The sequence below is a fragment of the Desulfuromusa ferrireducens genome, assembly GCF_055389805.1.
In genome coordinates this window covers 1,482,690-1,508,414 of sequence record NZ_AP042415.1, presented here as the reverse complement: position 1 = coordinate 1,508,414, position 25,725 = coordinate 1,482,690, and the positions used below count along the sequence as shown (strand labels likewise).

20 protein-coding genes and 1 pseudogene are annotated in these 25,725 nt (G+C 52.8%); 17 read left to right on the top strand and 4 right to left on the bottom strand.

All coding sequences use genetic code 11. The annotated features are described in order from the left end of the window. Position 1: 1 nt before the first annotated feature. From ACZ5PT_RS06880 to ACZ5PT_RS06870, 3 genes are all read left to right on the top strand, one after another. Positions 2–2,320: an FAD-dependent oxidoreductase gene (locus tag ACZ5PT_RS06880; RefSeq protein WP_464266071.1), complete on the top strand. Its 2,319-nt coding sequence runs from the start codon at positions 2–4 to the stop codon at positions 2,318–2,320. Between the two features lie 359 nt (positions 2,321–2,679). Next, on the top strand, positions 2,680–4,494 hold the full coding sequence (locus ACZ5PT_RS06875; protein ID WP_464266070.1) for a methyl-accepting chemotaxis protein: 1,815 nt from the start codon (positions 2,680–2,682) through the stop codon (positions 4,492–4,494). Positions 4,495–4,689: 195 nt separating this feature from the next. Beyond that, positions 4,690–6,381 (top strand): methyl-accepting chemotaxis protein, encoded by a 1,692-nt coding sequence (locus ACZ5PT_RS06870; RefSeq protein ID WP_464266069.1) that lies wholly within the window; start codon positions 4,690–4,692, stop codon positions 6,379–6,381. Positions 6,382–6,452: 71 nt separating this feature from the next. Here the strand turns inward: ACZ5PT_RS06870 and ACZ5PT_RS06865 are convergent, their stop codons facing one another. Together ACZ5PT_RS06865 and miaA are read right to left on the bottom strand one after the other, a co-directional pair. Continuing rightward, positions 6,453–7,703, bottom strand: coding sequence for a glycosyltransferase family 2 protein (locus ACZ5PT_RS06865; protein WP_464266068.1), 1,251 nt, complete (start codon positions 7,701–7,703; stop codon positions 6,453–6,455). A gap of 454 nt (positions 7,704–8,157) precedes the next feature. Beyond that, positions 8,158–9,072, bottom strand: a complete 915-nt coding sequence (gene miaA, locus ACZ5PT_RS06860) for a tRNA (adenosine(37)-N6)-dimethylallyltransferase MiaA (protein ID WP_464266067.1) — start codon at positions 9,070–9,072, stop codon at positions 8,158–8,160. Between the two features lie 127 nt (positions 9,073–9,199). On the opposite strand from miaA, the gene ACZ5PT_RS06855 reads away from it, so the two are divergent. The 14 genes from ACZ5PT_RS06855 to ACZ5PT_RS06790 all read left to right on the top strand — a co-directional run bounded on the left by ACZ5PT_RS06855 (position 9,200) and on the right by ACZ5PT_RS06790 (position 23,527). Next, the gene (locus tag ACZ5PT_RS06855; RefSeq protein WP_464266066.1) at positions 9,200–10,444 is read left to right on the top strand and encodes a CCA tRNA nucleotidyltransferase; all 1,245 of its coding nucleotides are present in this window, start codon (positions 9,200–9,202) and stop codon (positions 10,442–10,444) included. Positions 10,445–11,002: 558 nt separating this feature from the next. Continuing rightward, positions 11,003–13,324 (top strand): chemotaxis protein CheA, encoded by a 2,322-nt coding sequence (locus ACZ5PT_RS06850; protein WP_464266065.1) that lies wholly within the window; start codon positions 11,003–11,005, stop codon positions 13,322–13,324. A gap of 42 nt (positions 13,325–13,366) precedes the next feature. After that, on the top strand, positions 13,367–13,861 hold the full coding sequence (locus tag ACZ5PT_RS06845) for a chemotaxis protein CheW (RefSeq protein ID WP_464266064.1): 495 nt from the start codon (positions 13,367–13,369) through the stop codon (positions 13,859–13,861). Between the two features lie 62 nt (positions 13,862–13,923). Beyond that, positions 13,924–15,984, top strand: a complete 2,061-nt coding sequence (locus ACZ5PT_RS06840) for a methyl-accepting chemotaxis protein (protein WP_464266063.1) — start codon at positions 13,924–13,926, stop codon at positions 15,982–15,984. Between the two features lie 34 nt (positions 15,985–16,018). Beyond that, complete coding sequence (locus ACZ5PT_RS06835; RefSeq protein WP_464266062.1) at positions 16,019–16,903, top strand: CheR family methyltransferase; 885 nt, start codon at positions 16,019–16,021, stop codon at positions 16,901–16,903. Continuing rightward, on the top strand, positions 16,903–17,958 hold the full coding sequence (locus ACZ5PT_RS06830) for a protein-glutamate methylesterase/protein-glutamine glutaminase (RefSeq protein ID WP_464266061.1): 1,056 nt from the start codon (positions 16,903–16,905) through the stop codon (positions 17,956–17,958). The genes ACZ5PT_RS06835 and ACZ5PT_RS06830 overlap by 1 nt, the downstream gene beginning before the upstream one ends. Then, positions 17,959–18,447, top strand: coding sequence for a chemotaxis protein CheD (locus tag ACZ5PT_RS06825; RefSeq protein WP_464266060.1), 489 nt, complete (start codon positions 17,959–17,961; stop codon positions 18,445–18,447). Positions 18,448–18,456: 9 nt separating this feature from the next. After that, positions 18,457–19,338, top strand: coding sequence for an HDOD domain-containing protein (locus ACZ5PT_RS06820; RefSeq protein WP_464266059.1), 882 nt, complete (start codon positions 18,457–18,459; stop codon positions 19,336–19,338). Further along, on the top strand, positions 19,335–19,709 hold the full coding sequence (locus tag ACZ5PT_RS06815; protein WP_464266058.1) for a response regulator: 375 nt from the start codon (positions 19,335–19,337) through the stop codon (positions 19,707–19,709). The genes ACZ5PT_RS06820 and ACZ5PT_RS06815 overlap by 4 nt, the downstream gene beginning before the upstream one ends. Positions 19,710–19,729: 20 nt before the next feature. Then, positions 19,730–20,206 carry a chemotaxis protein CheX gene (locus ACZ5PT_RS06810; RefSeq protein WP_464266057.1) on the top strand — a complete coding sequence of 159 codons (477 nt, stop codon included), beginning with the start codon at positions 19,730–19,732 and terminating at the stop codon, positions 20,204–20,206. A 46-nt stretch (positions 20,207–20,252) separates the two neighbouring features. Further along, positions 20,253–20,624 (top strand): response regulator, encoded by a 372-nt coding sequence (locus ACZ5PT_RS06805; RefSeq protein WP_464266056.1) that lies wholly within the window; start codon positions 20,253–20,255, stop codon positions 20,622–20,624. A 58-nt stretch (positions 20,625–20,682) separates the two neighbouring features. Continuing rightward, positions 20,683–21,144 carry a chemotaxis protein CheX gene (locus ACZ5PT_RS06800; RefSeq protein WP_464266055.1) on the top strand — a complete coding sequence of 154 codons (462 nt, stop codon included), beginning with the start codon at positions 20,683–20,685 and terminating at the stop codon, positions 21,142–21,144. Between the two features lie 53 nt (positions 21,145–21,197). Further along, a complete protein-coding gene (locus ACZ5PT_RS06795) occupies positions 21,198–21,656 on the top strand; it encodes a chemotaxis protein CheX (protein WP_464266054.1) in 459 nt (152 codons plus the stop codon). 35 nt (positions 21,657–21,691) lie between these two features. Further along, positions 21,692–23,527 (top strand): hypothetical protein, encoded by a 1,836-nt coding sequence (locus ACZ5PT_RS06790; RefSeq protein ID WP_464266053.1) that lies wholly within the window; start codon positions 21,692–21,694, stop codon positions 23,525–23,527. A 44-nt stretch (positions 23,528–23,571) separates the two neighbouring features. Here the strand turns inward: ACZ5PT_RS06790 and ACZ5PT_RS06785 are convergent. Then, positions 23,572–24,579 (bottom strand): annotated as a pseudogene (locus ACZ5PT_RS06785) (sigma-54 interaction domain-containing protein); the annotation flags it as partial. A 293-nt stretch (positions 24,580–24,872) separates the two neighbouring features. Beyond that, positions 24,873–25,715 carry a right-handed parallel beta-helix repeat-containing protein gene (locus tag ACZ5PT_RS06780; protein WP_464266052.1) on the bottom strand — a complete coding sequence of 281 codons (843 nt, stop codon included), beginning with the start codon at positions 25,713–25,715 and terminating at the stop codon, positions 24,873–24,875. Positions 25,716–25,725 lie beyond the last annotated feature (10 nt).

Sequence of the window (25,725 nt, the reverse complement as noted above, 5' to 3'; positions counted from 1 at the left end):
TATGGCAGCACAAATCTCTGGATTTGATAAAAATAAAAAACGGATTTCCACCCAACAGCTCCTGCAGGATATCTATGCCGGGCTCGACAAGGGCGAAACCGAATTTGAAGTTCTCTCCAGCGGTCACCACAATATCGGTGGCCCCTTATGGACCGAGGACGGCACACCGCTTAAATTCACGGTAAAAAACCCCGGGCAACGGGTCGGCTCCTTCGGTCTCGAAGGGACTACCATCATCGTTAACGGCCCGACTCCGGCCGATGCTGGATGGTTGAACGCCGGCGCCGAACTGATCATCAAGGGAGACAGTGGCGACACCACCGCGCACTGCGCCGCCGCCGGTAAAATCTTCGTCTCTGGCCGCGTCGGCACCCGCTCCGGTTCACTGATGAAACACGATCCGGCTTATGATGCCCCGGAATTATGGGTGCTAAAAAACACCGGATCCTTCTCCTTCGAATTCATGGGCGGCGGCATTGCTGTGGTCTGCGGTATCGATTGCGCTGACTACGAATCGGTGCTCGGCGATCGCAGTTGCGCCGGCATGGTCGGTGGCACCGTCTACGTGCACGGTCCGGTTACGGGCTTGCCGGACGACGTCTGGCTGCTCGAACTTGACGAAGCGGATCGCGAATTCCTCGGCCAGGGACTGCCCGAGTTTCTGGAAAAGGTCGAGCGGACACAACACCTGGAACTACTGAGCAATTTCAGCCAATGGAAAAAGATTGTTGCGCAGACCTACGAAGAACGTCGCCAGCGGCATTCCATGCGCATCAGCATGCGCGAATTCCGCCTCGGCAAATGGGTTGAAGGCGGCATCTTCGGCGATGTTCTAACCGACGACTACAATCACGTCTCCGGTCTGGTCAATGCCGGTGAAGACCGGCTGAAAATCCCACACTGGCAGAACAAAGCCTTCTGCGCCCCCTGCGAGGCGGCCTGTCCGTCATCCATTCCAACCCAGGACCGGATCAACCTGCTGCGCGCCGGAAGATACAAAGAGGCCGTCGAGCTGGTCCTGCAGTACTCGCCCTTCCCCGGCAGCGTCTGTGGCGAAGTCTGCCCGAACCCCTGTATGGACGCTTGTACCCGGCAATTTATCGACCTGCCGGTTTCGATGCAGGCCCTCGGCAAACTGTCACTAGAAGCTGAATCACCAACGCCCAAGGCCGACAGCGGTAAAAAGGTTGCGGTGATCGGTGGCGGCCCTGGCGGACTCTCGGCCGCCTGGCACCTGCGCCTGCTCGGTCACGGCGCTACCATCATCGAAGGCGACAAGGAAGTCGGCGGCAAATTGCGCCAGGTCATTCCAACCGACCGCCTGCCGGCTGAAAGCCTTAATCAGGAAATCCAGCGGGTCAAAGAGATGGGTGTTGCCATTCAGACCGATACCCAGGTCGATAAAGCGTTGTTTGCCAAGCTACAGCAGGATTTCGATGCGGTGGTTATCGCTTCGGGTGCTCATAACCCGGTGGTGATTCCCTTCCCCGGCAACGAACGACTGGTCAAAGGTCTGGAATTTCTCAAGGATGTCAACAATGGCCTGAAACCGGAAATCGGCGAAAAGGTGGTTGTTATCGGTGCCGGTAACGCCGGCATGGATGCCTGCCTCGGCGCCTATGCCGTGGGGGCCAAGCAGGTTACGGCCATCGATATTCAGCGCCCGGCGGCCTTCAAAAAAGAGATCGAGCACTTCGAGAAACTCGGCGGCAGAATCGAATGGCCGGTATTCACCGAGAAGGTTGATGCCAAGGGCCTGCACACCAAAGATGGTCGGCTGATTGAAGCCGACACCATTATCATCTCCATCGGCGAACGTCCCGATCTCTCCTACATTCCGCGCGAATGGCTGAGCGAACGCGGCATGGCCGAGGTTGATGACTGCGGCCAACTGACCAAGGCGCCAGGCATCTTCGCTATCGGTGACACCATCGCACCGGGTCTGTTGACCCACGCCATCGGCCACGGTCGCGAAGCAGCTGAATATATTGATGACTTTCTCGCCGGCACGGAACTAAAGGCGAAGAAGAAGCTGCCGCAGATTTCTCAGGAGTGCCTGAGTAAAGAGCTGTTTAGGCCGCACAATCGTAGCCGCTTCAACTTTACCGACGCCACCAAGGAAACCAGCCGCTGTATCTCCTGCGGCACCTGTCGTGACTGCGGTATGTGTCTGGAAGCCTGCCCAGAAGGAGCGATCCGCCGCGAAGAATGTACTGACGGCAGCTTTGAGTACCTCTCTGACGAGCATATCTGTATCGGTTGCGGCATCTGTGCCGGAATGTGCCCCTGCGGTATCTGGGGGATGGAGCAGGTCGTCTAAAATTTTCCTACCTACCAGTTAAAAGCAGCAACGGCGAAGCGCTTAGCTTCGCCGTTGCTGTTCAATCCACAAACCCAACAACTCATGATTATTTCTGTGCCCACGAAACTCCCTAACTATCCGTTTTCACAAACACTATCCTTCTACTCAACTAAATCATCTATCGGATGAATAAATAACGTTTTTTTACGTTAACTTGGGGGGGATTAAATCACGAAAATCACACCACACTACTTCGGTACGATATTAATATTAGACGTCCAAAAATGCCCTAGATAGCCATCGATAGATGTGGTAACTTTAATTATCTTACACCAAGAGTATAACCGAACTATCAACTGAGAATAAGTGAGGCGCACATGTTTGACAATCTGAAAATCGGCGTGAAAATGTTGCTGCTATCTGGTTCGATACTGTTGTTGCTGTTGACCATCCTGCTTTGGGGAGTCATCGGGCTGAGTAATACAGCAAGTAACGCCCTGGAAGTTTCCGGCGGCAACAAATTACGTAGCGAGCTGCAACATCTCGAGATCGCCCACCTGAAATGGGCCCACCAGGTCCGTGATTTTCTTGGCGATCCGGAGATAAGGCAACTGACCGTCAAACTGGATCATATGACCTGCGCCCTGGGAAAATGGTATTACGGCGAAGGCCGGCAACAGGCCGAGGCCATGCTGCCGAAGATTAGAAGCGCCCTGCAGGCTCTGGAAGAGCCGCACCGCCTGCTGCATGCCTCCGGCCGGAAGATCCAAAACGCCTATGCCCCAGGCAACCCCGCCGCAGCCAGGGCCATCTATCTCGATCAGACCAGGCCCAACCTGGACAAAATCGCCACGACCATGGCGAGTATCATAGCGACCTCCAATAAGGACATCATGGACGATAGTGCCATGATCGCCGCCGCCCACAGTACCCGCACCGGAATCTCCATTGTCGGCGCCATTGCGCTGCTGATCGGGATTGCCCTTTCTTTGTTGCTGACCCGCTCCCTGACTGGGCCGATGCGTAAAACGGTACAGATGCTCGACGAACTTGAGCGAGGACATCTCGACAGCCGCCTGCGCATGAACAGGAACGACGAGGTTGGGCAGATGGCAGCGGCCATGGATCGTTTTGCCGACAGCCTGCAACAGGAAGTCGTCGAACCATTGCAACAACTGGCCGGTGGCGACCTGACCTTCAAGGTCGTCCCGCGTGACCAGAACGATAAAGTCCGTAGCGCCATCAAACAGGTCGGCGAAGATCTGAATTCTATTATCGGGCAAATTCAGGGTTCGGGGGCGCAAATAAACTCCGCCAGCGGACAGATCGCCGATTCCAGCCAGACCCTGTCACAGGGCGCGACGGAAACCGCGGCTTCACTGGAAGAGATCACCAGCTCGATGAACGAAATGGCGGCCCAAACCACGCAGAGCGCCGAAAACGCCAATCTGGCCAGCCAGTTGGCCCAGGAGGCCAGCAAAGCGGCGGAAAACGGCGGGAGCCAGATGAGTTCGATGGTTGCGGCGATGGGCGAAATCAACGCGGCGGGACAGAACATCAGTAAGATCATTAAAACCATCGATGAAATCGCCTTTCAGACCAACCTCCTCGCTCTCAATGCGGCAGTGGAAGCGGCCCGCGCCGGCCAGCATGGCAAGGGCTTTGCCGTGGTTGCCGAAGAGGTCCGCAACTTGGCAGCACGCAGTGCCAAAGCCGCTAGTGAAACGGCTGATCTGATCGAAGGGTCGGTGGAAAAAACCCGCAACGGAACCCAGATCGCCGAACACACATCTGCGGCACTGGAAGAAATCGTCGGCTCAATCAGCAAGGTCACAGCTCTGGTGTCTGAAATCGCTACGGCCAGCAACGAACAGGCGCAAGGAATTTCCCAGGTCAACCAAGGGCTGGGACAAATCGACCAAGCCGTCCAGCAGAACACCGCGACCGCCGAGGAATCTGCCGCCGCCGCCGAAGAGTTGTCCGGCCAGTCCGAACAGATGCGCCACATGCTCGACCGCTTTAAGCTGGCTGCTGGGCAGACACAATTTTCTGCGCCACCTCAATTTGCGCCCACCGCCGCAGCGCCCGTAAGGCGACCCGCAGCAACAGCAAGCATCGGTTGGGGAGAGTCCCCCACTCAAAGTCCAAAAGCCAGTATCAAGCTGGATGATGACGATTTCGGCAGGTTCTAACTTTCATTTTTATAACTGCTAATATTCAAGGGCGACCCGATCGGGTCGCCCTTTTTTAGTCAATGAATCCCGGCGTCATCATGGATTTTATTCTCGATTAAATCACTGAAAAAAATATTACCATTGCAGTAATAAAACCATTAGCGTAGCCTGTTCGTTGGAGGGATTTAATTTTGTTACAGGGAGCCACTATTTATGAATTCCCAGATCAATTTCGGCCTCAGTGCCAAGCTGACAGGGGCTATCGCCGTTATCACCCTGGTCACCATCATTCTGGTGATCTCATCGGTCACGGTGTTGAACAAGCAGAAAGATGATTCGACGGTCGTTAACATCGCTGGCCGCCAACGAATGTTGACCCAGAAGATGTCAAAAGAGGCACTGACCATCAAGGGAGGGTTGGCAACAGCAGCAACCCAGGCGAGCCTGAAAAAAACCCACGATCTGTTCGACAGCTCCCTCAAAGCACTGATCAATGGCGACCGGGGATTGCATCTACCGCCCACCAAGGATGCCAGGATTCTCAGCCAAATGCGCCAGGTCGAGAACCTTTGGAAACAATTTTCCCCGCACATAAAAACCTTTATCAGCTCCAGAAACGGCGCTGCGATCCAAAACAGTGCCGCCGACTACATCCTGAACAACAACGCCACGCTGCTAAAAGAAATGAACAAAGCCGTCGGCATGTACGAACAAAGCTCACGTGACAAGGTTGGCAATCTCAAAGCCCTTCTCTATGCCGGCGGACTGTTGGCGCTGATTGTCACCGTCCTCTGTTGGTTGATGATCAACCGTAAAATTGTCAAACCGGTCAGCGAGATTGTCGAAATGGTTCAGGGAATGGAGCAGGGCAACCTGGATAAACGACTTAATATGAACCGTGGCGACGAAATCGGCCAATTGGCCACAGCGATGGACCTGTTTGCCGAGAACCTAAAAAGCGAAGTCTTGACCGCTTTTGACCGCCTGGCCAATGGCGACTTTACCTTTAAGGCGAGCGGATTGATCGCCAAGCCGCTCGCTCAAGCCAATCAAGGTCTGACCCAGGCCATGCAGACGGTGCAAAATTCCAGTGTCACCGTCGCCGCTGACGCTATGCAAGTGGCTGGGACCAGTTCCTCTTTGGCCGATGGTGCGACCCAGCAAGCCAGCGCCCTGGAAGAAATCTCCGCCTCGATGACCCAGATGAGTGAACAAACCAGGAACAATGCGACCAATGCCGCCGAAGCCAACACCTTGGTCGGCAGTTCGAAACTGGCAGCGGAAAAAGGCAATGCGCAGATGCAAAACATGGTTGAAGCTATGGCCGAGATCAGCGAGGCCAGCCAGAGCATCAGCAAGATCATCAAGGTGATCGACGAGATTGCCTTCCAAACCAATTTGTTAGCACTCAACGCCGCAGTTGAAGCGGCCCGAGCCGGTCATCATGGCAAAGGTTTTGCTGTTGTTGCTGAGGAGGTACGAAATCTAGCGGCTCGCAGTGCCAAAGCAGCCAGCGAAACTACGGACTTGATTGAAGGTTCGGTAAAAAAGACCCACAACGGCGCCAAGATCGCCGACCAGACGGCAGCAGCCTTGAGCGAAATCGTTGTTGGAGTCAGCAAAGTATCCGAGTTGGTCGCCGAGATCGCTGTCGCCAGCCACGAGCAGTCACAAGGAATTGCCCAGGTGGATGAAGGTTTGACCCAGCTCGATCATGTCAATCAGCAGGCCACCTCCAATGCCGAACAGTGTGCCGCAATTGCCGAACAACTCTCGTCGCAAACCGAGAATATGCAGCAGATGCTGGCCCGCTTCAAGGTTGACGGCGGTCAGCCGCAGTTTAACGCCCCGCCCCAACGGACAACAAACGTCAAGCCACCTGCAGCAAGCCTTGGTTGGAGGTAAGCTGCGGCGCTAAACAACCGCCGATGACGCAAAGTTTGACAAAAAAAGGGGCGCTGCAAATTGCAGCGCCCTTAACTATTCCTGACCCGCTGCAGCGTTTCCAGCAGCCGTAATTGTTCGTCCATCCGCCCGCCGCCGGGATAGCCGCCCCACTCCAGCAATTTTGCAACCAATTCTTCCGCCGAACTTCCATCTTCGCAAGCAAAACAAGACAATAATTGTCGAGTGCGTAAACCATCGAACCAACCATGAAAAGCTGTCAGCCGTCGCTGCCGATCGGCATGATTGGCCTGCAACTTCTGCCATACCGCAGCAAATTTCAGCTCGAGCAGAAAGCCCCGCAATAATGGCGAGATATGACCGGCACGTTGCAACAAATCATCCGCAGGAAAATCCACGCAATCATCGACCAAGCGCAACCAGTCTCGTAAAACAGAAAAGGCTGCCACAGAAGAAAACTGAAATAACATCCGCCCCTCTTCGACCTGCCCCTGCACCGCTTTCCCGGTGCCGAAGGGAACCCGGTCTGAGGAGCGGGGTGACGGCTGAACGACCGTTCCGCTGAGCAGCTCAACACCACAGGTTTTGGCCAGCTGCTGCAAAAAGTAGAAATCCTCTGCCGCATGTCGGCGGTTCATCCCACCAGCGCCAATATAAGCTTTGGCGCGGCAGGCAAAGGCACTGCCGATGGTGTGATAAGCGTAAGGCGAAGCGGCCTGCTGCAGGCCGAACAGGTAACTGCGCAGGTACAGTTCATAGCGTCGAATCGCCGCTTCCTGCTCAGGAGTATCTCCCGCTTGATGACGGAAGGGAACGGTAGCTCCTCCTTTGTCACTGTCGCGAAAATGACACTGAATCGCAGACAGATAGTTGGCGTCAACCAGGGTATCAGCGTCGAGGGAAATCAGCAGCGGCTCGCCCGGCCAGTCGAGATGCGCCAACGCCAGATCAAAACCGATTTTACGCGCCAGTCCGACCCCCTCCTTGCTCGGCATTTCGAAACCACTTGAGCTGGCATCGATCCAGGCGAGGTTGAGCTGCGGATAGGGCTGTGACCGCAACCAAACCAGAGTCTCTTGATTGTCCTGCAACTGGTCAGCAGCAACAGCGCAACGGTTATTGATGACGATGAGGATCAGGGTATGGTTGAGACATTCTGCTGGGTTACGGGCTAAAGACGCGAGGGTTTGTGGAAGGCTCTGCCGTTCATCCAAGGCGGGGATGATAATCGCTGCCCGGAAATCGTTGCGCTGAATCCCTTCAATTTGCCAGGGACCACTAACAGCACGGGTGCTGAGGTATTTTTTTAGCTGTTTGTTCAAAACTTTAAAACCTTAAAACCGGCGGGTTCCGGCCCGCCAGCCGGGTTCATTTTCTTTGTATCGACAAAGAAAACGGAACCAAAAGAAAACGACCCCAATGCCTCCGCCCGCTGCGCGGGAACCTGCGTTCCGCAACAAATTCGGGGCCGCTCACATGCGCTACGCTTAACCTCGCGGCAAACCACCCGAATTAATTGCTCCACTCCGGCGGAAGCAAAGGGGGAAAGAAAGTCCAGATTCCCCCTCCCGTGTGACGCAGCCGGAACGGAAGGGATTCAAAGCGATTAAGCGAGGAATGTTTGAGCCGCAGGCGAGTTTTGCGAGCGCGCCTTGAAGCCCTGCAGTGCAGGGAACCCGCAGGGCAAGGAGTTCGGGCGCCTTTCTTTGCTTCGTTTCTTTGGGCGCACAAAGAAATGACGGCGTCGGGCGGGGCCGCAACCCCGCGATCTTGACCCTAGATTTGCCAATTATCCACGACTTCACACAGCTCCCCAAACGGATCGCCCTGTCCATCCAACCAATGAATGTCCACCCCGTTCTTTTCCATCCGCCGAAAAAAAGTTTCCTGCCGTTTAGCAAACTGCCCGATGGCACTGCGCAACTTCTGCAGCATATCGTTACGGCTCAGTTTACCCTGTAGATGCTGAGCAATCAGCCGATACTCCAGGCCGTAGAATTCCAACCTTTCCCAAGCCACTCCAGCATCGTGCAACTGCTGCACTTCTTCAATCATTCCTTCATCGAAACGCTGCAGCAACCGGCAGGCGATCCGTTGACGGAGAATTTCGCGCGGCCACTTAAGGCCGAAGACCAGCGGGTTGATTTTCGGCAAAAGCGGCAGCTGAGCGTTGGCAGCCTGTTCACCACTGGCAATCTCGATGGCGCGAAGCAAACGTGATCGATCGCCCAAATCGGTGCGGTTGTGCTGCTCCGGCTTGAGCTGCAGCAATTTCTCGCCCAACTGTTCATCACTTAAAAGTGCAAGTTCTGCCCGCAACGGCAGATTCTCCGGTACCTCAACCAATCGGTAGCCGCGCAAAACAGCATCCAGATACATGCCGGTGCCGCCGCAGATAATCGGCAGTTTATTCCGTTGCCAGATATCCTCCAGCGCGGCAAAACAATCGCGTTGGAACTGGAAGACGTTATATTCGCTGCCCGGCTCAGCGATGTCGATCAGGTGATATGGAACCTCGCCGTACTCGGCCAAATCCTTGCCAGTGCCCAGATCCATGCCGCGATAAACCTGCCGCGAATCAGCAGAAATGATTTCTGCATCGTATTCCCCGGCCGCCTTGACCGCTAAACCAGTCTTGCCCCCGGCAGTCGCGCCAAGGATAACGATAGTCTTATTATTCACTCTGGTCATTGATATCCCTTCTGACAAAACTTCGACAGGATAAAACAATTGTTGAGCGCTGCCTATGGCAAAACCCTGTTACCGAGCGTTTTGATCTGCTATAGTCCGCTGACGAAACCAGCCAGACAGGAAACCAATGACCTTAGATCAAGAGCCACAACCGACCGTACTCCCCCGCGATCAGCATAATATCTCGCGTAAGCAGATCGACGAGGACACCATTAAGGTTCTTTATCGGCTGCACCGCAATGGTTATCTGGCTTATCTGGTCGGCGGCAGTGTGCGTGACCTGCTGCTCGGTCGCCAGCCGAAGGATTTTGATATTGGCACTGATGCCACCCCGAGTCAGATTCGGAAGCTGTTCCGTAACTGTTTCCTGGTCGGCAAACGTTTCCGCCTGGCGCATATCCGCTTTGCCGGCAATAAACTGATTGAGGTCGCCACCTTCCGTCGTCATCCACGCGAAGATGAACTTCCTGAAGACCCGGACGAGCACTTCCACTTTGTGCAGAATGTCTTCGGCAGCCCACGTGACGATGCCTTCCGCCGTGACTTCAACATCAACGCGCTGTTTTACAATATTGCCGATTTCTCCATTATCGACCATGTCGGCGGGCTGAAGGATCTAGAAGAAAAAGTGATCCGGGTGATCGGTGATCCGTTGATCCGTTTTGAAGAAGATCCGGTGCGGATGCTGCGCGCCCTGGAGTTTGCCGCCCGCCTCGACTTCACGCTAGATCAATCGATCCTCGATGGCATTGCGCAGAAAAAAGAACTGATCGCGACCGCTGCTCCGGCACGCATCCGTGAAGAAATCATGGAACTGTACCGCCACAAAGTCGCCGGCCCAGTATTGAAACACTGCCGCGAACTGGGCATGCTGCCGCATCTGCTGGCCGGTTATCCGGGTACCGATGAAAGTATCGAACTGATCGGCAAGATCGATCAGCGTACCGCCAACGGGGTGCCGATCGAAGAAGGTTTTGCCATCGCCGCCCTTTACCTGCGGCTCTTCATGGACAACTGTCCGCCCTCGCCAGATGTACCAATAACTGAAGCACTGCACAAAGCCAATGAGATCATCATTCCCCACTGCCACTATTTCAGCATTGCCCAGGGAATCCGCCATCAGGCCAGAGAACTGCTGGTCGGCTGTTTCCGTCTGGCACGCGGTCGCGGCATTCGCGGTGAGCGGCGCTTCCTGCAACACCCATTGACGCCCAAATCCCTCGAACTGTTCAGCCTCTGGTCCGAAGTACGCCCCGACCTGCTGCCGCTGGTCAAAGAATGGCAAAATACCATCCAATCCCCCCCGACACAAAAAGAGCCGACCCGCCGCCGGCCACGCAGACGCAGGAAAAAACCGACCTCAGCAATCTAGGGAAGCGGACAAAGTCAGTGCCTCGGCGCAATCCCTGTCGCAAGGGGCTACTGAATCAGCAGCTCGATTAATAAACCAAATTGCAAAGTTTTACCCCAAATATTCGCTTAGCACCTAACGAGTGAAAAGCGCAAAGCATCTCTTGACGGCATTCATTTGCTCCTCGAAAGATGTTTTGGGTTACGCATATCGAACAGTCAACTGCACTAAACCCGCAAGAATCACCGTGCTTTGAACTACTCAAGCCCAGCTTCGATCCCACAAGAAATACCCATATTAACCTTCAAAGTCGGTTATTTAGAGGTGAATAAAATTCAGGATTGATTTGACATCAACCTCCAATGCTTTAAACTTTTTAATCAACAGTTTTTCTTTTTCACAGCAAAAAGAAAGGTTCGCACAAAAGAAAAAAGATATGGTTCAGGACCCTTTTTCCTTTGAATATTATTATTTGCTCTGTATAATTAATTTTCTTTGAGATGGTGGACATAAACCATCCGAACAACTATCGAACTTAATACAATACTCGCAGCCATAAAAACAAATCGAGGATATGCAATGAGCATGGACATCGACAACGACCAAATTGAGATTATTCAGGAATTCGTCACTGAGAGCCAGGACATGATCGAGCAGTTGGAACCGCAGATCATTGAACTGGGGCAGAACAGTGACCCTGAAGTCATGAACGCCATTTTTCGGCTCTTCCATTCGATGAAAGGAAGTGCCGGATTCCTGGAGTTCGATCACATTACCCGCGTGGCCCATGCAGCAGAGAATTTGCTCGACCTGGTCCGCAACGGCGACATCGAACTGGTGGGCGACCATGTCACCTTGCTCTGTGATGCCTGCGACTTCGCCAAGGACGCTCTGCTACTGGTCGACAGTGACTATTCCGACAAACCAATGGGGCCGGCCGCGGATGTCATGGCGGAAAAGCTCCATCAAGCAATTGAGCTGGCCAAAAGAAGCGGCGCCAACGAAGAACCGACGGAAGATGTTGCCACTGAAGCCCCCCCCGAGGAAACCGCACGGGCCGAAAAAAGTGCAGTTGCCCCAGTGGAGGCAGCCGTTGCAACGCCCCCCGAACTGGGTGATGGCGGCCTGCCAGCGCTGGAAATCACCGACGAAATGCGCTTGAGTTTTGTTCAGGAAGGCAACGAACTGCTGCAGAATGCTGAGCAGGGCTTGCTTGCCTGGGGTGAAAATCCCACCGATACCGAATCGATCGGTGACATTTTCCGTCAAGTCCACAGTTTTAAGGGCAATTGCGGCTTTTTCGGCTTTGCCCAGATGGAAAAGCTCAGCCATCAGATGGAGAACATCCTCGATCGCGTTAAATCAGGCTCCAAGCTGGCAGTGGAGAATCCGGCCGATCAACTGCTGGCTTCTCTGGACGTGTTGCAGCAAGCGGTTAATGACATCTCGGATGGCAAAGAAGGGATCATCGAAGGCCTTGAGCAAAAAGTTGAACAGCTGCAGTTGCTGGTCCCGCCCCTGCTGGGGGAATTCCTGCTCGAAGAGGGCGTTACCGAAACAGCTGTCACCCAAGCGGTGGAAACGCAGAAGAAACCGGTCGGTGAAATTCTCGTCGAACAGGGCAATGCCTCACCCGTCCAGGTTGACAATGCACTAAAGAAACAGCAGGAAAACCTAAAAAAAGCCAAAGCAGAGGCCAAACCACCAGCCCGTACCAAAACTCCGGCCAAACGTCAGGATATTCGCGTCGACCTGGGCAAGCTCGACAGCTTGATCAACCTGATCGGCGAGTTGGTTATCGGCGAAAACATGCTGATTCACAATCCCGACCTCATTGGTTTGGACCTGGAGAACTTCACCAAGGCCGGTCAGCACATGTCGAAGCTGGTTCGTGAACTGCAAGAAATGGCGATGACCATCCGTATGATCCCGGTCTCGGGGCTGTTCCGCCGCATGATCCGCCTGGTGCATGACATCTCGGTTAAGGCTGGCAAGAAGGTCGAACTGGAGTTGATCGGCGAAGAGACCGAAATCGACAAAACGGTTATCGAAACCATTACCGACCCACTGGTGCACCTGTTGCGCAACTCCCTTGATCACGGCCTGGAACCCCCGGACGAACGACTAGCCGCCGGCAAAACCGAAAAAGGCACCGTCCGCCTTACCGCAAGTCACGAAGAGGGTGAAGTCTGGGTCACCGTTGAGGATGATGGGCGCGGCCTGAACCGCGACAGAATTCTCGAAAAAGCGATCAGCAAAGGCCTGGTCGACCCCGATGGCCCAGTGCCCAGCGATAAAGTGATCTATAATATGATCTTTGCGCCCGGCTTTTCAACCGCCGCCCAGGTGACCGACATTTCCGGGCGCGGCGTCGGCATGGACGTGGTCAAGCGGAACCTGGAAAAGATCAAAGGCAAGATCGATGTTAAAAGTACGCCCGGACAAGGAAGCCGGATTACACTGCGGATTCCTCTGACTCTGGCGATTATCGACGGCATGCTGGTACGGGTCGGCACCACCACCTGTATCGTTCCGACACTATCCATCCTTGAGGCCTTCCGCCCGACCATGGATCAAATGACCATCACCCCCGAAGGTGATGAACTGGCCAGGGTACGGGAAAACTTCTTCCCGATTATCCGCCTGCACGAAATCCTCGAAAAGGAACCGGCCTCACGAGAGTTGCCGGACGGAATTTTGATTGTCCTCGAATATCAGGGCAGCCGTTTCTGCCTGTTTGTTGACGAAATTGTCGGGCAGCAACAGACCGTTATCAAGGGCCTGTCTGAGTTCATTGGCAACGTCGCCGGAGTCTCTGGTTGCACCATTTTAGGCGATGGTGGTGTCAGTCTGATTCTTGATGTCGGTGGCCTGGTCGAATCAGCAGAAGGTAAATCCTAAATAGATTTATTTTAGATAAACACCGCTTGAAGGAGATATGTGATGGCTGAAGAAACAACGATCGACAACGAAGACACACAAAAAGACAAATACCTGACATTCCACCTGGCTGGGGAAGATTACGGCATCGAAATTCTCTATGTTATTGAGATTATCGGTATCCAGAATATTACCGAAGTCCCCGACATGCCAGCATTCATCCGCGGCGTTATCAATCTGCGTGGCAAGGTTATTCCGGTAATGGATATCCGCGCCCGGTTTGATCTCCCTGACCGTGAATATGACGATCGCACCTGTATTATTGTCGTTAACATCGACAACATCGAGGTTGGCCTGGTGGTCGATGAAGTCAGTGAAGTCGCCGACATTCCGGCCGCCAACGTCGAGCCACCACCGCGAACCGGCAAGAGTGCCGGCGGTCAATATATTAAGGGCATGGGCAAGATCGATAAAGCAGTCAAGATTCTGCTCGACGTCCACAAACTGCTCTTCAACGAAGAGATGCAGGCACTTATCGCCGAGCAGGAAGAAGCATAGATTATTAGAAAAGTTCTTAACAAGCCGCGGCACCGTACCAATATTATGAGAGATGACATAAAATGAATTTTAAAAGGTTTTTCAGACTGACCCTGACCAGCAAATTAATTTTGATGGCACTTGCCATTACGCTCATTTTTTGTCTCGGCCTCGCCGGGCTCTATCAAGAGGTTCGCAGCAGCAGCTTTAAAGAACGAGAACTGAAGGTACAACACCAGACAGAAACAGCCTGGTCAGTGCTGGAAAACTACGTCGCCATGGAACAAAGCGGTCAACTAAGCCGCAGCGACGCACAGCAGCAGGCAATGGCAGCGATCAAAAAGATCCGTTATGGCAAGAGTGGCTATTTCTGGATCAACGACATGCAGCCGAAAATGATCATGCACCCGATCAAACCAGCTCTGGACGGCAAGGATCTCTCCGGCAGCGCCGATCCTACCGGAAAAAGACTGTTTGTTGAGTTTGTCAATGTCAGCCGCAAACAGGGTGGTGGCTTTGTCAACTATCTTTGGCCAAAGCCGGGTTTCTCCGATCCGGTGGAAAAGATCTCTTACGTAAAGCGCCTGGCGGCATGGGACTGGATCGTCGGTACCGGCCTCTATGTTGATGACGTCGAGGCGACTCTCGGCTCGATCCGCACCACCAACCTGATCACCATCCTGATCGTTATCATCATCACCGGGATTCTGGTCTGGTTGGTTACCCGCAGCATCACCGGCCCGCTGACGAAGATCCGTGAAGCGATTTACGCACTGGCAAAAGGCGAAACCAATATCGAAGTCGACTGTGGCAAGCCAGTCGATTGCTCCAAAGCGAAGAACTGCAGCGAACCCAATTGCCCCAGTTACGGACGCGAAGACATCTGCTGGGTGACCGCCGGTTCCTTCTCGGCAGATGCCCATTGCCCGCGAGCCCTAAAAGGTGAAGACTGCAAGACTTGCGAGCTGTACGGACCGAATAATAATATGCAAGAACTCGGTTCAGCACTGATGGGCCTGGCCAACGCAATGAAACTGCGTGCCAGTCTGGCCCGACAGATTGCCGACGGTGACCTGACCCAGGAAGTTGCCATCGCCTCCGATCATGATGAACTCGGCTTGGCTCTGGTACAGATGCACCAGAATCTGAAAAACGTTCTCTGCCAGTTGATGCAAACCGCCACCCACATCGACAGCGGCGCGGCCAGCATTGAGGGAACCAGTCAATCATTGACCGATGGCTCAACGGAACAGGCAGCTTCAATCGAAGAGATCAACAGTTCCGTCACCCAAATGGCCGATCAGACCCGCCAGAATGCCAACAACGCCAACCAGGCCAACACCCTGGCCAATCAGGCCAAGCAATCGGCGGAAAAAGGCAATCAACAGATGGACGCACTGGTTCAGGCCATGGCCGAAATCAACGAATCGGGACAGAACATCGGCAAGATTATCAAGGTTATCGATGAGATTGCCTTCCAAACCAACCTGCTGGCACTTAATGCCGCGGTCGAAGCGGCTCGCGCCGGACAACATGGCAAAGGCTTTGCCGTAGTTGCTGAAGAGGTCCGCAACCTGGCCGCCCGGAGTGCCAAAGCCGCGCAAGAAACAGCTGAACTGATTGAGGGTTCGGTCTCCAAAGCTAGCAACGGCGCGGGACTAGCTGATACCACCGCCGCTGCGTTAACTGAGATCGTCGATGGCATCACCAAGGCTACCGATCTGATGGGTGAAATTGCGATGGCCAGTAATGACCAGGCACAAAGTACCGATCAGATTAATAATGGTTTGACGCAGATCGACAATGTCGGGCAGCAAAATACCGCTTTTGCCGAAGAGACTGCGGCAACCTCTGAACAATTGGCCAGCCAGGCCCGGCACCTTAATCAGCTGTTGAGCATGTTCACCCTAGGTCAGGAAGATTGTCAGCACATAGCCGGCGGCTCTGTGACCCGACCAACAGCAAAATCGATCCCGATCACACAACGCCCATCCAGCAGCTCGACCGCGCAACCACCCAGACAACGGCCAGCAGCCCCAGCAGCACCGGCAGCGGCTAATTCAAACTGGGGAAATATTCAACAAAAAGCCGAAAAACCGGCGCCGCGCATTGCTCTGGATGATGATGACTTTGGTAAATATTGATTGACGAAATGATCTAAGCGACAGGCACCAATAAATGGAAAACGGAAGTAAACAACAATTTGTAGCACCACCGGTTCAGGTCAACAGCATGATGTCGATTTCCGATACCGAATTCGGCGACCTGCGTAACTTGATCCAAAAACGTTTCGGTATCAACCTGACCGATCAAAAACGGTCGCTGTTGGTCGGCCGGCTACAGAAACTGATGCGAAAACTAAGCCTGTCAACTTTTTCTCAGTACTACCAGTACCTGACCGAGGACAAGACCGAGCAGGCATTAGGTGAACTGGTTGATCTAATTTCAACCAATCACACCTATTTTAATCGTGAAAATGACCATTTTGAATATTTCTTCAAGACGGCGCTCCCGACGGTTATCGAAAAACTCAAAAAACAGAATCGTAAAGATTTACGCATCTGGTGTGCAGGCTGTTCCAGTGGTGAAGAGCCCTATACCCTACTGATGCTGATGCAAGAATATCTCGGCAGCGAATATAGCTCCTGGGATGCCGGAATCCTCGCCACCGATATTTCCGACCGCGCCTTATCGATTGCCCGTGCGGCGACCTACAGTGTCGACCGGGTCGAGCAACTGCCAGAAAATCTGCGGCGGAAATATTTTAACCCGGCCGGTGCTGGGGAAATGACCGTGGTCGATAAAATCAAAAAAGAAGCCACCTTTCGCCGCTTTAACCTGATGAATACCAGCTTCCCGTTTAAAAAACCTTTTCAGATGATATTCTGCCGAAATGTTATGATCTATTTCGACCAACCGACCCGCGATGCCCTGGTGGGGCGCTACCATCAGCATACCGAAGCGGGCGGTTACCTGTTTATCGGCCACTCAGAAACCCTCGGCCGCAGTCAGACACGCTATCAATATCTGCAGCCCGCACTGTACCGCAAAGGAGAACTCTGATGTCAAAAGTCATTCGTGTTCTCGTGGTTGACGACTCGGCCCTGGTTAGAAACATCCTCAGCCAGGGGCTGTCTCTGGACCCTAATATCGAGGTCGTCGGCACGGCGTCCGATCCCTATATCGCCCGCGATCGAATTGTCGAGCTGCAACCTGATGTTCTGACCCTCGATGTTGAAATGCCGCGCATGGACGGGGTCGCGTTTTTGCGCAAGTTGATGCCTCAGTACCCGATCCCGACAGTCATGGTCAGCTCGCTGACCCAGCGTGGCAAAAAAATCACCATCGATGCCCTTGAAGCTGGCGCTGTCGACTTTGTCGCAAAACCGACCAGCAACGTTGCGGCCGGTCTCAACGCCATGTTGATGGAGCTGCGCGCTAAAATCAAAATAGCTTCAACCGCCAATGTGTCACACTGGAAGGGCAAGCGCGTTACGCCACCGGCACAGACCATGGCAGGCGGAAAGGCGTTAGCCGAGTCGACCGATAAAGTGATTGCCATCGGTGCCTCAACCGGCGGAACCGAGGCGATCCGCCGCGTCGTTGAAGCTTTTCCCGCCAGTACCCCGGGCGTAGTTATTGTTCAACACATGCCAGCCGGATTCACAAAAATGTTTTCTGAGCGCCTTAACCAGCTTTGCCAGATGGAAGTTCAAGAGGCACAAGATGGCGATCGCGTCCGATCCGGATTGATCCTGGTCGCACCAGGTGGCATGCAAATGAAGGTCGTCCGCAGCGGTGGCTTTTACCAAGTCCGTTGCGGTGGGACAGACAAGGTCAGTGGTCACTGCCCGTCGGTTGACGTGATGATGCATTCAGTGGCCGAACATGTCGGAAGAAACGCCGTTGGTGCCATGTTGACCGGGATGGGTCAAGATGGCGCAGAAGGAATGTTAGCGATGAAAAATGCTGGTGCGCGTAATATTGCACAGGACGAGGCCAGCTCCGTGGTTTTTGGTATGCCAAAGGTCGCCTACGAAAAAGGTGGGGCTGACCGCTTGGTATCACTGGAAAACATCGCATCGTCTTTGCTCGGATTACTCACGGAGAAAAAATAAATGGGACAAGTCATCTTAGGAGTCGGTGACTACGGGGCATCAAAAACTTCCGGCGACGAAGTAAAAACCTTCGCCCTGGGGTCATGTGTCTCCGTCATTCTGCTCGACCCCAGCACCAGGACTGTCGGCATGGCCCATGTTGCCCTCCCCGATTCGTCGATTAACAAAAATAAGGCGGTAGAAAAGCCAGGCTATTTTGCCGACACAGCGATCCCTGCCCTGCTACAGGAAATGGCGAAGTTCGGCTGCAACAGAAAAGGCAAGGGGATGGTGGTCAAACTTTGCGGCGGAGCCAATGTGATGGACACCAACGACACCTTTCAAATTGGCAAACGTAATGCTCTGGCCATAAAAAAAATCCTCTGGTCATATGGCATGGGAGCGGTATCTGAAGATTTAGGTAAAAACTTCAGTCGTACAGTGACAATTTCTGTCGAGTCAGGCCAGGTGCTGCTCACTTCACCCGGCCGACCAAACTGGCAACTTTAGGGGGTATCGATGGAAAAGAAAATTGACATAGAGAATCTACAGGAAATTATTAAATCGGTACCCATGCTCTCAGCCAGTGCCAGTCGTCTGCTGCAACTGACATCAAATGCCGATCATGAGCTGATGGACGTGGTCAACCTGGTAAAAACCGATGCCAACCTGACCGCCCGGGTGCTAAAAGTTGTCAACTCTGCAGCCTTTGGCCTCCTCAACGAAATAACCTCCATTGACCGAGCCATATCCTACCTGGGAGAGCGGATTATCGTCAGTATTGCCATCGGTGATTGTACCGGCAAACTTTTCGAAAAAGAGCTCTCCGGCTATGAAGCCGCTGGTGGGGACCTGTGGAAGCACGATTTACGAACGGCGATCGCCGCCCGCGAGATTGTGGTTCAAAGTGGAATGGAGGCCAGTCCGGATCTGGCGTTTACCGCCGGGCTCCTGCACGACATCGGCAAATCGCTGATCTCCGATTACCTGCAAGGGACGGCACCCGAAGCGATCGACCTGATCAGCTCACAAGACAGCCTCGACTATCTTGAAGCGGAGAGAAAAATTATCGGTGTTGACCACACCCAGGCAGGTTTTGAACTTGCCAAAGCGTGGCAACTCCCCGAGGAACTGGCCGAGGTGATTCTTTATCATCATCAACCGGCCCATGCCTCGGAAGAACACCGCCCACTAGTTTACGCCGTCCACCTGGGAGACAACATCGCCATGATGGGAGGCTTCGGCACCGGCTCCGACAGCATGCAATACCGCCTGGATCCAAAATACACGGAGTATATGACCATATCACCTAAAACCCTGGATAAAGTGATGCTGACCGTCGATATGGAATTTGAAAAACTGCAAGAGTCGCTGAACAGTATAGGGGGAGAAAACACATGAAACGGATAGTTATTGCCGACGATTCTGCCACTGCCCGCATGTTTATCAGACGCTGTCTGGAAATTATTGGCCTCGGCGATGCGGAAATAGTCGAAACCGAGCATGGCAAAGAGGCTTTAGCTGCTGCAAAAGAGAAACCGACCGATCTCCTGCTGACTGATCTCAATATGCCGGTTATGGATGGCGAAACCCTGGTCAAGTGGGTTAAATCGAGCCCCAAGCTCTGTGAGATGCCGATCGTGGTTATCACCAGTGCCGGCAATCCAGCCAAGGAGGCACAACTACTTGAACTGGGGGCCCATCGGGTCATCAACAAACCTGTTTCCCCGCCGGTCATGATGGAAGCACTGGAACTATTTATTAAAGAATAGATCCTCGCAAGGAGCATAAGATGATTGAACATAAGCCGTTTTACCAGGCGATGAAAGATGCCATCAGTCAGACCCTGGAAAACATGGTCTTTATGGAGGCGACCGAGCACTATGACCAGAATTATGAAATTCCAGCAGCAGAACTGACCTGGGCCTGCCTGCTCGTTCAGGACCCGGTTCAAGGGGAAATCCGACTGGTGCTCCCCAAAGCACTCCTAAGAAATTTGACCGCTGCTGTTTTTTCGCTTGATGATGCAGAAATAACTCAAGCACACATGGACGATATCCTGCATGAACTTCTCAACACCATCGTCGGGCTGTTTATGAGCAAGCTCCTGGCGGACAACCAGCCCTTTAAAATCGGGCTCCCGGAGCAAGGGACGGGAGATCTCCCTCAACCGGACGCAGACACCGTTGTCTGGAAACTGATGACCAGTGATGAAGATCCGTTGCAGGTACATGCAACAGGAGCATCCCTGGTGGCACTAAACGACTAACGAAAACAAAAAAACGAAACCATTCATTCTACAAAGGAGTTTTAAAATGGGCAAAACTGTATTGATTGTCGATGATTCCAACACCATGCGTAAAATTGTTTCTCGTGCCCTGCGCCAGGCTGGACTCGATTTTGATGAAATTCTCGAAGCCAGTGATGGTCAAGAAGCTCTGGCGGTTCTGGCAGACAACAAGGTGGATGTGGTTTTAAGTGATATCAACATGCCAAACATGAACGGCCTGGAATTTCTCAAAGCGAAAGCGGAAGACCCTGCCATCAAGGATATCCCGGTGGTGATGATTTCCACGGAGACCGGCGCCGATATTATCGATGAAGCCAAATCCTATGGTGCCAAGGGGGCGATTAAAAAACCCTTTACCCCCGACCTTATTAACGAAACTCTCGGCGCACTACTCTAATTTTACTTAGCCGGGCAGATCACCAACGGTTGACTGTCCGGCTAACAGGGAGATATTCGTGGACCATATTCAACACCTGATCGAAGCTACACAGGAAATTTTTTCCAGCATGATCATGCTGGAGGTTAGCCCCGGCGAACCCTTCAACCGGAACAAATCACCACTGAAGGACAGCATTTCCGGCATTATCGGCTTGGCCGGAACCACCAAAGGGCTGCTCGCCATCCACCTGCCAACCGCGGCTGCCTTAGCAGTCACAACCGCTTTTCTCGGCATGGATGTTGAGGAAATCGACGAAGACGTTCAAGATGCCATCGGCGAACTGGCAAACATGTTGGGAGGCAATGTCAAAACCGCCCTCGACCCTAAAGGGAGTGGCATCCAGCTGTCGATGCCAACATCCGTGCATGGTGACGAGTACTCGATTGATTGTCTTGCCCATGCTGAAGAGCTGACGATTCCATTCACGTTTGACAACCATACGTTCCTGATTGAACTGCAAATCGGTCAGGACAGCTAAACGACACATATGCCCCGTTTTCTATGACGTGTTGTCCTGCAAAAGGGTTTGTTGTGGATTTTGCTAATAAAATTGTTAAATCGACCGAAGAGATCTTTAGTACGATGATTTTTATGGATATCTCTGCGGTTGAACCACTGACTGAAGGGGAAGAGATTCTCGATTGTCATGTTTCGGCGATGATCGGCCTGAGTGGCGATTTAACCTGTATGCTCAGCCTGCACTGCCCCGGAAATGTTGGAATGGCGATCACCGGGGAAATGCTTGGCATGGAAGTTGAAGAAGTAGATACTGATGTCAAAGATACCCTCGGGGAAATTTCCAATATGATCGCCGGGGGGCTAAAGGAATCTTTTGCCGCAGAAAAGATAAATCTGGAATTATCAATTCCAACAACAGTGACGGGGAAGTCCTACAGGGTCTCTTCCCCGACTAAAAGCAATCGGGTTATAATCCCGTTTGACCTCGAGCAGGGCCGCTTTTTCGTCGAGATGAAATACTCGCCCAACTAAGCCCTGCTCACACTTTGAGTTTGTGAGAGGGCACCTTGGATCAACAAGCCATAGTTGATGTCGTTTGCAAGACCGGCATCGAAAATCTAGCGACTGAGATTGGTGCACTCCTGGGACAGGAGCTGACGTATGAAGACGTGCAGCTGCAACTCTTATCCAAAGAATCAATTTTCAGCAATCCAGAACGGAGGAAAACGGCTCTCACCCGGATGTCGGTCACAGGCGACAAAGAGGGCGACTGCTACCTGTTAATGCAGGTAGACTCAGCGATTGTGTTGGGTGGAACCCTGATCATGCTTCCCGAAGACATGATCGAAGAACACGCCCAAAGCGGCAACCTTGATGGTGAACTAAACGACGCCTTCGGAGAAGTCGCAAACATTATTGCCGGGGTGTTTACCCAGGCATTTGTTGACAAATACGCAAAAAAAGTCCGCTTCATCAAAAATTCTGTTGAAGAACTAATCCCAACCAAAATTGACCTGACGAGTGTTGAACCCTGCCCACCCGGAACCTATTACGTTGCCAGTTGCAAACTGATTGCGGGAGAGAAGAACCTCGGAACGATCGAATTTATTGTCCCTGCGGCTATTTTCGAGCTGGAGGAAATTGCCGCAGAAGAGCCGGCAAGCGTAGAAGAAGCACCAGCACCAGCAGCAGCAACAGCAACAGCAACAGCAATAGCAATAGAATCCACGGATCAAGTCACTGCGGACCCTCCCGCCGAAACGACGGAACCACCTAAACCGGTCTTCGTCGATGCCAAAAAACTGACAGACGTTGTTTTCAACGCCGCCATCAGTCAGATGGGCGAAGAACTCAGCGCCCTGCTCGGCGCTGATCTGGTCTGTAACGACATAAAATTATTAATGACCAGCAAAGCCGATTTTTTTGCCAACCACTGCAGCGACAAATCGACTATGGCTGACATGAAAGTATCCGGCGAGCGCGAAGGCTGCGGTTTCATGTTCACCCAGATTGCGGATGCAATCGCTCTCGGCGGCACATTGATCATGCTGCCAGAAGATCAGATTGAAGAGCAGCGCAGCAAAAACCTGTTTGAAGGGGAAGTTGAGGATGCCTTTGGTGAGATTGCCAATATTCTGGCCGGCGGTTTAACCCAGGTTTTTCTTGATCGCTACCCCAAACAGCTACGCTTTGTCAGAACTGAATCAAAGACCATTGTTCCAACCAAAATTGACATGAGTGGTGATGACCCCTTCCCAGAAGGAGACTACTACCTGGCTTCCTTCGCCATTGCCATGGAAGGATTTGACCTCAAGCGACTGCTCTTGCTCTTCCCCGCCCAGGTTTTTGATTTGAACGGCTATCAGCAAGAGATGGCAGCAGAACAGGCACAACCTGTAGCGGCAACGGCAACCTCTGCCAGCACAGCGAGTTCCCCAGCAGACGCGGGACAATCGGCCAATCCTGCGGTCGGTGGCACTGTACCAGCAGCGTCCGAAGCAGCCGTAGCGGCAGGAACCCCGGTCCCAACCGGACCACCACTGGTCTTGATTATTTCGGATGACAGTGGTGCGGCAGAACCATTTGCCAAAATCCTCTCTTCGGCAAATTTTGAATGCAAGATCCTGAATTTCCAGGAAGACATTAAAGTCCCTTTCCAGCAGCATCGAGTGCTGGGGGCCTTTTTAGTCATGTCGCAGGTCAACGAAAAGGGTTTTGCCACGGCGATCAAACTGCAATCAGCCGGATTACCCCTTCCACCAATGATTTTCGCCGGACCGGAATGGACGCGTACAACCGTGTTGCGGGCAGTAAAATACGGTGCTCACGATATCCTGATCGTACCCGCCTCGGGAGATGAAATTCAGGAAAAGATCAGCCGCCACTTCAGTAAAGCCAGCTAAACAAAAAGCCCCATCAAAACGACAGGGCTTTTTATCCATAAAGACTAAACCGGTAAATTTTTCTTTTTTATCTTTTCTATCAAAGTGGTTCGCTTCAGGTTAAGAAGGCGGGCGGCTTCCTTCTTGTTGCCACCGGTGCGACTTAATGCCTGCAGAATCAGACGATCCTCAAACTCACTAATCAGTCCGTTAAAATCGAGACCTTCGTCGGACCAGGCCGCATCAGGCGGCACCATCGATGTCTCCCCGGCCGTCGCCGCGACGGGAACAACCGGTGGTAACAGCTCTTGTTCGGGTAACGGCTCGCAGCGGTATTTCTCCGGCAGTTCCTTCAGGGTAATCCGCTTACCGCGGTGCAGAATGACCATGCGTTGCATCAGGTTCTCCAACTCCCTGACATTACCGGGCCAGGGATAAGCCTGCAAGCTACGCATAGTCAGCGGATCGATGGTTGTCACCTGATCGCTTTTTCGGCGGCTGAATTGGACAATGAATTTTTCGATCAAGACCGCAATGTCATTCTTTCTTTCCCGCAGTGGCGGAGCCTGGAGCGGAATAACCGCCAAGCGGTAATAGAGATCTTCCCGGAACGTCCCCTCGGCAACCAACTTCTCTAGGTTTTGATGGGTCGCGGCAATCACCCGCACATCCACCTTCATCGCACGCACGCCGCCAACCTGCTCAACCTCGCGCTCTTGCAGCACGCGGAGCATTTTAGCCTGCAAGGTCGGTTTCATATCGCCGATTTCATCGAGAAACAGGGTTCCCCCGTCAGCAAACTGCACCCGTCCTATTTTCGATTGCTGAGCACCGGTAAACGCCCCCTTGACGTAACCGAACAGTTCGCTTTCCAACAATTCATCGGGGATCGCCGCACAATTAACAGGAACAAAATGACCATTTTTACGCGGGCTGTTCTCATGGACAGCACGGGCTATCAATTCCTTACCCGTACCACTTTCCCCTTGAATCAGCACCGTGCTATCACCCTCTTCGGCAACGCAGGAAATCAGGTTGAACAATTCCAGCATTAGTGAAGAGCGCCCGATCATTCCGCCAAACCCGGAACCGGGGTTGGTATTTAAAGCAGTCATAATCTCATTTCTGTCGATTAAACGACTGAATAAGAAGAAGAAATTTAAAGTCACTACGTAATATGAGATAACAATAATATATGCGGTGTAATGTGTCAATATTTAGACACATTATTTTCGATAGGACTTAAAAGGGGGGATATCGTTCGGCATTGTGGCTTAAATGCCACTTAACAGTCGAATAATTGACAACGAGAAAAACCTCAACAAACGATAAGCCAGCAATCCTCAGCAAGCAGCAATGACTAAGCCTATGGCAGCGGCCGCGATAACCGGTCAGGAGCGGTTACTTTGCCTAAGGTTTGATCATAACCTTGGTCAAAGAAGCCCTTACTCAAGTCCGCGCCCTGCTCCACTCCCCACCAGTTACGTGGAAAACTCAAATTCGCCGTCTGCCCGACCCCGAGCTTGACCTGATAATCGCTATTGTTTTCAATGTTATTCAATTCAAACAAGGTCCGATTATCGCATTTGGTGACAGCAAAAATACCATTCTGATTATTGCTGATCTGATTGTGATGTACCCGGCCGGAGCCAAGCCGCTCTTCAAAACGGATCCCATGTCGATTGTGGTGAATACGATTTCGCGCCAGTTCAATATTCACGGTAGAAAAACGGACGCCGTCAACGTTGTAGCGAAATTCGGAGTCGGTCACCTTAGCCTTGCAGAAATGGATCTGCACACCGCTATAGGCATATTCTGAAATCAGATGCGCAATCTCCACCTGATGAGCAAAATCGAGGTAAAGAAATTTCCAGTCTTGCGGCTTGGGCTTTTCCGCGCCACTGGTCAGCAGAATCGGCCGCTGGGCGGTGCCAAGGGCGATCAAACTGCCTTCGATCAGCAGCTCACCATCGCCAATGCCATCAGCATCACGGTCCAGCGGCTCAAAGATCACCCTGGTACCGGGCCGGATTTCCAGTCTTGTCCCCTTTTTCACCGTCACCAGACCACGAATACGAACCTCTCCCCGCCAGACCTCGTCACTGCTGATGACATGATCTTCCAAGTGAACAACCGGTCGCAGGACAGCGCAGCCCGACAACAGCAATAACGTCAACAGCCAGCAAAGAACTATAAGATATCTTCCCATCAGACGCTCA

Excerpts from the sequence above, each read along its gene's own strand:
- ACZ5PT_RS06880 (WP_464266071.1), top strand. The coding sequence starts at position 2 with ATGGCAGCACAAATCTCTGGATTTGATAAAAATAAAAAACGGATTTCC.
- ACZ5PT_RS06875 (WP_464266070.1), top strand. The coding sequence starts at position 2,680 with ATGTTTGACAATCTGAAAATCGGCGTGAAAATGTTGCTGCTATCTGGT.
- ACZ5PT_RS06870 (WP_464266069.1), top strand. The coding sequence starts at position 4,690 with ATGAATTCCCAGATCAATTTCGGCCTCAGTGCCAAGCTGACAGGGGCT.
- miaA (WP_464266067.1), bottom strand. The coding sequence starts at position 9,072 with ATGACCAGAGTGAATAATAAGACTATCGTTATCCTTGGCGCGACTGCC.
- ACZ5PT_RS06855 (WP_464266066.1), top strand. The coding sequence starts at position 9,200 with ATGACCTTAGATCAAGAGCCACAACCGACCGTACTCCCCCGCGATCAG.
- ACZ5PT_RS06850 (WP_464266065.1), top strand. The coding sequence starts at position 11,003 with ATGAGCATGGACATCGACAACGACCAAATTGAGATTATTCAGGAATTC.
- ACZ5PT_RS06845 (WP_464266064.1), top strand. The coding sequence starts at position 13,367 with ATGGCTGAAGAAACAACGATCGACAACGAAGACACACAAAAAGACAAA.
- ACZ5PT_RS06840 (WP_464266063.1), top strand. The coding sequence starts at position 13,924 with ATGAATTTTAAAAGGTTTTTCAGACTGACCCTGACCAGCAAATTAATT.
- ACZ5PT_RS06835 (WP_464266062.1), top strand. The coding sequence starts at position 16,019 with ATGGAAAACGGAAGTAAACAACAATTTGTAGCACCACCGGTTCAGGTC.
- ACZ5PT_RS06830 (WP_464266061.1), top strand. The coding sequence starts at position 16,903 with ATGTCAAAAGTCATTCGTGTTCTCGTGGTTGACGACTCGGCCCTGGTT.
- ACZ5PT_RS06825 (WP_464266060.1), top strand. The coding sequence starts at position 17,959 with ATGGGACAAGTCATCTTAGGAGTCGGTGACTACGGGGCATCAAAAACT.
- ACZ5PT_RS06820 (WP_464266059.1), top strand. The coding sequence starts at position 18,457 with ATGGAAAAGAAAATTGACATAGAGAATCTACAGGAAATTATTAAATCG.
- ACZ5PT_RS06815 (WP_464266058.1), top strand. The coding sequence starts at position 19,335 with ATGAAACGGATAGTTATTGCCGACGATTCTGCCACTGCCCGCATGTTT.
- ACZ5PT_RS06810 (WP_464266057.1), top strand. The coding sequence starts at position 19,730 with ATGATTGAACATAAGCCGTTTTACCAGGCGATGAAAGATGCCATCAGT.
- ACZ5PT_RS06805 (WP_464266056.1), top strand. The coding sequence starts at position 20,253 with ATGGGCAAAACTGTATTGATTGTCGATGATTCCAACACCATGCGTAAA.
- ACZ5PT_RS06780 (WP_464266052.1), bottom strand. The coding sequence starts at position 25,715 with ATGGGAAGATATCTTATAGTTCTTTGCTGGCTGTTGACGTTATTGCTG.